3 protein-coding genes and 1 pseudogene are annotated in these 4966 nt (G+C 53.5%); all 4 read right to left on the reverse strand.

From position 1 onward, the window contains the following. Positions 1–72: 72 nt before the first annotated feature. Positions 73–816, reverse strand: a pseudogene (locus ACJH6H_RS29385) (alpha/beta hydrolase fold domain-containing protein); the annotation flags it as partial. A gap of 5 nt (positions 817–821) precedes the next feature. Next, positions 822–2327 carry an NAD(P)/FAD-dependent oxidoreductase gene (locus ACJH6H_RS29390; protein WP_318985123.1) on the reverse strand — a complete coding sequence of 502 codons (1506 nt, stop codon included), beginning with the start codon at positions 2325–2327 and terminating at the stop codon, positions 822–824. 78 nt (positions 2328–2405) lie between these two features. Next, a complete protein-coding gene (locus ACJH6H_RS29395; protein WP_318985124.1) occupies positions 2406–3872 on the reverse strand; it encodes an NAD(P)/FAD-dependent oxidoreductase in 1467 nt (488 codons plus the stop codon). Beyond that, the gene (locus tag ACJH6H_RS29400; protein WP_226519106.1) at positions 3869–4792 is read right to left on the reverse strand and encodes a ferritin-like domain-containing protein; all 924 of its coding nucleotides are present in this window, start codon (positions 4790–4792) and stop codon (positions 3869–3871) included. The genes ACJH6H_RS29395 and ACJH6H_RS29400 overlap by 4 nt, the downstream gene beginning before the upstream one ends. Between the last annotated feature and the right edge of the window lie 174 nt (positions 4793–4966).

Raw genomic sequence — 4966 nt, forward strand, 5'->3', positions numbered from 1 at the left:
TTCATCATCGGAAGACCTCGACCCCTACCTAGGCAACGACGCGCCGACCACCTCTACACCCTCAACTGCGAAGAGCCCGCAAAGGTCGGCAGTAAGCACGCTAACTCGAGGATCGCTGGGATCTGCCCCAGCTACGTACAACTGGAGCGCCCGTGCCGCCGACCGTGCAGACGCGAAAGGGTCTGAGCGCCGGACTTCGCGTGCTCGCGCTAGTTTGCAGCTGAGGTCCAGCACCGGGGACATCAGGAGCAACGAATCCGGGACTGGCAGCATCTCGTCTCGCGCGCTTAGCGCAGTCGCCATCGAGAGCTGCCCTCCTGCGGAATCTCCAGCCAAAGCCACAGAATCTCGCCCTCCAGATGAACTCGACCGATGCGCAAGCCAGCGGTACGCATTCAATGCGTCGTCAGCTGCGGCCGGGTACGGGTAGCGCGGCGCTAGTCGGTACTTGACGGCGAAGATCGGCCGACCGCTAGCTGAGGCCAGCTCACCGAGAAGTCCGCGATGCGTACCTGGAGAACACATCGAATAGGCGCCGCCGTGAATATAGAGCACAGGCGGTGCGTGAGGATCAACAGCGGACGATGTGACCCATTCCCCGCAAATCCGACTTCCAGCAAACTGGGCATCCACCTGTTCGACTGTCACCCCACGGCGTGGCCACGAGGTGGCAAGTGCCATACGCAGCACTCGATCCAAGACAGCAATCCCATAGGCATTCGGAGGGAGAACTCTGGCCAGCGGGCGAATCGTAATCTGAGACGAGAGAGCGAGCAAGTAGCTCGCGATGCTGGGCCGCCAGTCCGGCGCCTTCATATCCGTCACGACGAGGCCACCGACCCTCGCCTGTCAAATCGGTAACTAGACAATGGAAAGGTTCGGCTACGCAGAGATGTCTCGAGTGTCGTCGACGGGCGGAGCGGCACATCTCCATGTTGGTCGAAATAGTAACTATTTGCCGCCGAACAGGTGGGTTGCCAGAAAACTTGTCGGTGGCGTCGCCGGAGCACATCAGCAAAATACCGATCATTGGCCTCATCAGTGACCTCTATATAATTCGATCCCGACGCGCGGGCATGCCTAAGGCATCGGACAATGTGCCGACTCTGCGCTTCGATTAAGGCGAAATAAGAAGAACCGTTGTAACCATATGGACCAAAGATGTTGAAATGATTCGGAAATCCCGGGACGCTCACGCCCTCAAAAGCCTGGAGGCGGTGCTCGTCCCACCAAGCCGCCTGTTCGAGTCCACCGAGGCCTTTAAGCATATATGTCGGCATGTTGCCCGGCTCCATCACCTTGAAACCCGTCGCGAGTATTAGAACATCAATCGGATAGGTTTCACCGTTGATCGTGTGAATTGATTGGCCATCTATGTATGAGATTCCATCCGTTTCGAGCGAAACATTGCGTCTATTGTAAGTCGTTAGATATGAATTGTGGAAGCTGGGCCTCTTACATCCGAGAGCATATTTTGGAATAAGACTTTCCCTCGTGCGTGCGTCATCTACTTGATTGCGCATATAGCGCTTCGCGAGGTCCTCCATCGCAGTCGACATGGGAAGAATAGTGTGAAAGTGAGCCGCGATTGGAAACGTCAGCTCGACAAATGCTTGACTACCTATGCGCGTGGCAAACTGCACGCCCGGAAAATGGCGTAATGCAGCGCGAGCCCACCTAGGTACCCGAAAATCCGGCTTGGGCAAACAATAGATGGGCGTGCGTTGAAACACCGTCAAACTTGCCGCAGTTTTGGCGACTTCAGGAATCAGCTGTACCGCTGAAGCTCCCGTACCGATGACTGCCACTCTCTTGCCCGCGACGTCCTTAGAATGATCCCATCGAGCGGTGTGCAGGGTGACACCAGCAAAGCTTGCAACGCCCGGTATCTCCGGCCATTTCGGGCGACTCAAAACACCTGAACAGTTGATGACGAAACGTGCGGCTAGCTTCTCCCCAGCCGCAGTCAGCAATTGCCATAGATTTACAGACTCATCATAACAAGCTTCAATAATGGTCGTATTGAAGCGAATTTTTTCGGCAAGCCCATACTTCTCTACACACTCGACCGCATAGTCTTTAAGCTCATTTCCGTGTGCATATGTTCGCGACCAATCAGCCCGTTTTTCGTAGGAAAATTGATAGCTATACGACGGAATATCCACCGCGATACCGGGATAAGTGTTCCAATGCCAAGTGCCACCTACACCGCCGGCATCATCTACGATTAAGAAGTCGGAAAATCCCGCCTTTTGCAGGCTGATCGCGGTGCCGATACCCGAGAAGCCCGCTCCCACGATTATTATCTCACTATCGAAGACCTGCATATAAATTCATCGCTTCCTAAGACTGATCTATGGGCATTGTCATCCGACGCTTTTTGAGAAGCGCCGAATGCTCGGCTTCTATCCGTCATTGCCAGTGACGATATAGTCATGCATGTCGAATTGAGAGAGTTCTCTTCTGAATTGGGTGGCAAAACCCGGATACATCGTACCGTTGTATCCGTCCTCGGTTAGGTACCAACTTGTGCATCCTGAATTCCAAGTCGTCCGCTTAAGACGACGTTGGATGTCCGCGTGGTAGGCACTTTGCCGGTCACTTCGAACATCTAGCGTGCGCACACCTTGAGCTTGGAGCACTTTGATCGCCTTGACGATGTAGTCGATGGCCGCTTCCATATAGATAAGAGCTGAATTATGGCCAGGACCGGAATTCGGTCCAAAAGTGAAGAATAGGTTCGGATAGCCGGCGACGTTCACACTTTTATAGGCATACGTTCCTCGAGACCATTCATCGTCTAGCTTTCGCCCGTTTAGACCTCGCACCGGGAAGGGTGTGCCTTGCTTACAGACATCAAATCCGGTTGCAAAAACTATACAGTCGACCTCATGCTCGACACCATCGGCTGTCCGAATACCGTTAGGAGCCAGAGTAGCAATTGGCCAACTAATGAGCTTGCAATTACTAGCTTGCAGGGCTGGGTAGTACTCGCTGGTCATCAGCATCCGTTTGCACCCCGGCCTGAAGTTAGGGGTCAACTGCCGTCGAAGCCAGCTGTCCTTCACCTGCCGACGCAGATTAGATTTCGCCGCTATTTCGATGACTGTCGTTGCAGCCGTATCCCACACCATGCCGACAGCCATGACCTCGTGCGCCCAAAACCATATCTGTCGCCCAGCTTGTTCGAGTGAAGACGAACGACGGAACACGGATCGCAACCAGCCCGGGTGCGTGAAATTCGGCCTTGGTAGAACCCAACCGGGCGTTCGCTGAAAGACCTTGACTGATTTAGCGCATTTTACCAATTCTGGCACAATCTGGACTGCACTCGCACCTGTTCCGACCACGGCAACACGTTTGCCTGAAAAGTCATAGGCGTGATCCCAGCGAGCGCTGTGCATCTTTTTGCCTTCGTATGAATCAATACCCCTGATGTCCGGGAGACTCACATTCGCAAGTGGCCCACTCGCAATGACGATCGACCGACCCACGTATCGCCGGCCATCCCGTGTGTCAGCAACCCAGGTAGCGCTTTCTTCATCGAATTCAATCGAATTCACTTCGGAACTAAATTTGATGAATCGAGTAAGATCATACTTTGCTACGATTCGTTCAATATATTGCAATATCTCGGTGCTACCCGAGTACGCTTGCGACCAGGAAGGGTTCTGTTCAAAGGAGTAAGAATAGAGCAATGAAGGAATGTCGCAAGCCGCTCCCGGGTAGCTGTTATCCCGCCAGGTTCCTCCGATACTATCGGAACGCTCCAGTATAACGAATTCGTCCATGCCCTCCTGAATCAGCCGAACAGCCGTGCCGATACCAGCGAATCCTGCGCCAATTATTAGAGTGGTCTTTACTTCTGTCATTTCGCTACCGGCTCATAAGTCAGCTCGTCAGTCCATGAAGGTGGTCGACCTAGAACTCGAACGGGGAAAACATCGATTGCGTCGCCCAGGCGCTGTGATATGAAATGCAGGGGTTGGGAGCGTTTAATCGAAGACGACATGTGAGCCTTCAGAATGTGATATCCGGGAACCCTCCGAGTGTGTTCACTGCGATCACCGACATTCGCGTAACGTGTTACGGCGTTGTATAGTTTTTCTTCCGACAAGCCCATGGCATTGAGATTCATCAGCATTCGCGTTAGGAGAGGTACATAGAGTAACCCGCCAGCCAGGATTCTTGGATCAATCAGCGCGCCAGCTGTTTGGATTGCGTGGACTCGCATCGGGCTGGCACCCAGATCATTGAGGACCTGAAAACCTACGGCTAGATGCCTCGACTCGTCGCTGTTCACTTTATTGAAAACCTCGGCACAAAGCGGGTCCGCGACCTCGTCCAATAGAAATTTGAGCAAAGCTCCGTCGAGGGCGGTTTCCAGAGCGGGAATCGCGGCACCAATCACCGTTAATGGTAGAGCTTCAGCATATCGATCTAGCCATTCAATCACCAGCCGGATATTTTTGTTCGGAACGGGCTTTTCGTCCTTTTCCAGCATCCCCCACCGCCGCATGAGTGCTAGCTCAACGTTGGCGTGGCGCTGCTCTTCGGCGTGAAAGTACCGGTAAATGTCACCCAGAGCCTCGAACGGAGCTTTTGGTGCCATCGCCGCGAATGCCCGCGCTCCGACATGTTCAATCCACACTACGTCAGCCATGAACTGCTTGAGCTTGGGGCGCTGCTCATCCGTGATGAGCTCAGCACCCGGAGCATCCCAATCGATATCCGCCAGCGCCCATTGCTTACTTTTTATGGTTTCGAGCATATCGCTATATGCGAAAGACATTTCCTTACCCGCTTTCTCTAGACGATCTGTTTCCAGGAAGCCACTTGATCCATCAATCCCAATGCACGTGTGAAAGTGCTCGGTAGTGTTCTTTTAATGGCTCTTCATGATTGACGGTGTAGTTGGGGTCTGAATCCGCCGGTTTCGAGTAGGGATCGGGCGATGTAGTGGGTG

It is taken from the genome of Mycobacterium sp. SMC-21, from assembly GCF_045310825.1.
Taxonomy (GTDB): domain Bacteria; phylum Actinomycetota; class Actinomycetes; order Mycobacteriales; family Mycobacteriaceae; genus Mycobacterium.

Excerpts from the sequence above, each read along its gene's own strand:
- ACJH6H_RS29390 (WP_318985123.1), bottom strand. The coding sequence starts at position 2,327 with ATGCAGGTCTTCGATAGTGAGATAATAATCGTGGGAGCGGGCTTCTCG.
- ACJH6H_RS29395 (WP_318985124.1), bottom strand. The coding sequence starts at position 3,872 with ATGACAGAAGTAAAGACCACTCTAATAATTGGCGCAGGATTCGCTGGT.
- ACJH6H_RS29400 (WP_226519106.1), bottom strand. The coding sequence starts at position 4,792 with ATGTCTTTCGCATATAGCGATATGCTCGAAACCATAAAAAGTAAGCAA.